The sequence below is a fragment of the Anaeroplasma sp. genome (genome assembly GCF_034179385.1).
GTDB lineage: Bacteria > Bacillota_I > Bacilli_A > Acholeplasmatales > Anaeroplasmataceae > Anaeroplasma.
On sequence record NZ_JAXFPY010000078.1, the window covers coordinates 1 to 2,638 of the forward strand.

4 protein-coding genes are annotated in these 2,638 nt (G+C 29.0%); all 4 read left to right on the forward strand.

Annotated elements, in window-relative coordinates:
- Window positions 1-231: hypothetical protein (locus SPJ17_RS05280; protein ID WP_321093311.1), on the forward strand; the 231-nt coding region annotated here is incomplete at its 5' end.
- A 233-nt stretch (window positions 232-464) separates the two neighbouring features.
- Window positions 465-1,283, forward strand: a complete 819-nt coding sequence (locus SPJ17_RS05285) for a KilA-N domain-containing protein (RefSeq protein ID WP_321093313.1) — start codon at window positions 465-467, stop codon at window positions 1,281-1,283.
- The gene (locus SPJ17_RS05290; protein ID WP_321093314.1) at window positions 1,280-1,963 is read left to right on the forward strand and encodes an NUDIX domain-containing protein; all 684 of its coding nucleotides are present in this window, start codon (window positions 1,280-1,282) and stop codon (window positions 1,961-1,963) included. The genes SPJ17_RS05285 and SPJ17_RS05290 overlap by 4 nt, the downstream gene beginning before the upstream one ends.
- A 435-nt stretch (window positions 1,964-2,398) precedes the next feature.
- A partial coding sequence (locus tag SPJ17_RS05295) for a hypothetical protein (RefSeq protein WP_321093315.1) occupies window positions 2,399-2,638 on the forward strand: 240 nt, incomplete at its 3' end.

The window sequence follows — 2,638 nt, forward strand, 5'->3', positions numbered from 1 at the left end:
TTAGATGATGGAAGATATGCACTAATAGAATTTAAATTAGGAGAAAAAAATGTTGAAGATGGTGCAAAGCATCTACTTGAAATTGAAAGATTAATCAAAGTTCATAACGAGAAAGAAAAGAAATATCCTTTAAGATTACCAAACCTCAAAATTGTTATCACAGGTTCTCAATATGGTTATAAGAGGAATGATGGAATATTTGTTATTCCTATTGGATGCTTAAAGGATTAAAAATGTTTTTATTGAGTGGATATTTTGCCCACTCTTTTTTCAATGTTTAAACCATTTTTGAGTTTTTTTGCGAAAACTCGAAACCCTTTGAAACGGTATGCACATTATCTTTAGGAGTGCTCCACAAATAATAGGTATGAAACTATAGGTTATAATAATGGCCTGTAGTTTTTTAAAAGGTAAAGTTGACTTTAAATCTACTCTAACGTATAATAAACTTAGAGGGTAAGAAAATGAAAAATATAATAGTTAAAGATAAAATAATTAATGTAACAGGTGTTAATGACGATGATTATGTCTCATTAACTGATATTGCAAGATTTTTAAATGAAGATGATCCTAGATATCCTATACAAAACTGGATGAGATTGAAAGACACAATAGATTTTATTGGTCTATGGGAAATCTTGAATAATGAAAATTTTAACCGCGTCGAATTCAATGCGTTTAAAATGGAATCTGGTAAAAATTCATTTGTTATGACTCCAACAAAATGGATAAGTAAGACTAATGCTATTGGCATTAAAACAAAAGCTGGAAAATATGGTGGAGGCACATTTGCTCATAGAGATATTGCTTTAGAATTTGCTAGCTGGATTTCACCAGAAGTTAAATTATATATAATTAAAGAATTTCAAAGATTAAAAATGGAAGAAAGTGAACAAATAGAATGGCAAGGTAAAAGATTATTAACTAAGATTAATTATCTTATTCATACAGATGCTATCAAAACATATTTAATCCCAATTGAATTAACAGATGCTCAAAAATCCTTTATATATGCAAGTGAAGCTGATATGCTAAATGTTGCACTTTTTGGTATGAGAGCAAAAGAATGGAAAGATAGCAATCCTGATAAAAAAGGAAATATTAGAGATTATGCTTCGACTATAGAATTAGCAATTCTTTCTAATCTTGAATACCATAATTCATTGTTGATTAAATATGGAATGAATCAAAAGGAAAGACTAATAGTACTGAATAAAGAAGCGAATAGAGAAAAGGAATTATTTAATAAAAATAATGTGAAAGTGATTGAGAGTAAAAAATGAGTAATAAGCTTGGAGAAAAAATTAAAGAAATTAGATTAGAGCAAGGGATGAGCCAAGAAGAATTTGCTAAAGAATTAGGTTATACTTCTAAATCTACAGTTAATAAAATAGAAAAAGGAGTTAATGATATGAGCTATGATAAGCTTCAATTATTAATTCAAAAATTTGATTTAGAGGTAAATGAATTATTTGATAATTTAGCGAAAGATATGGGGGCTAAAGTTCTATCAGAAGATAGGACAGAAAGAGTAGAGCTTACTGTTTTATGTTTAGTTGAAGATGGTAATAAAATATTACTTCAAAATAGAATAAAAAAGGATTGGCAAGGATATACACTACCTGGTGGTCATGTTGAAAAAGATGAATCATTTGTTGATGCTGTTATAAGAGAAATGAAAGAAGAAACAGGCTTAGATATTAAAAATCCAGTTTTGGTAGGTGTTAAACAATTCCCAATTAAATATGGTAGATACGTTGTCTTCTTATATAAGACAAACGAATTTGAAGGGGAATTACGATCTTCTAATGAAGGAAAAATGGAATGGATTGATTATAAAGATGTATCTGAAATTAAAACAGTTGATGATTTTGAAGATTTATTAAAAGTAATGAATTCAAATGAATTAAGTGAATTTCAATATGTCGTTAAAGATGATATATGGAATGTGGTATTAAAATGAATAAACGAGAAAGCCAAACTCTATAAAACTGGGGACAAAAAGTCTTTACAGCGCGTGTTGGCTGAGTAAGTAGGTATACGCAGCATGAGAAATAGGTATTTTGCTTATGCAATAAAACTCTATGGGACCTATGCACCTCTCAATAATGATGACCCGTAGTAAGAGGCCGACAAACATCCGCAACTCTTCCACGCGCTTTATTATTTAAAAGGCGCACAGTGAATTTATTAATATAAATATTTTCATTATAAGTGATATCCATATTTTCTATTATTGGTGTAGCAGTTTTAAAAACTTCGGAACGCATGTTGAGACGGTATGCCTGCTTTCACGGAAAAATTTTAAAAAATAAACCTAGTAATTACAAAAAGAGTGAATTCTAATTTATTTTTGTTTCTGTCATGATATAATTTAATACGGAATTGGAGGAATATTATGGGACAGGTTTTAACAAAACAAATTCAATTAAACGTAAAGAACAACTTTAAGCAATTAATGGATAAAGTACAAAAGATGGATGGAGTATTTGATATAAGAAGATGCGAATATATTGAAAACAATAAATTTTTAATTAATTTTGCATATAAGGATATGGTTGTAGAAAATACTGGTCTTTTCCGTACAACATCCTTTGCTAGATTTCAAATTATATTTACACAAGTAGACGAAAGAACC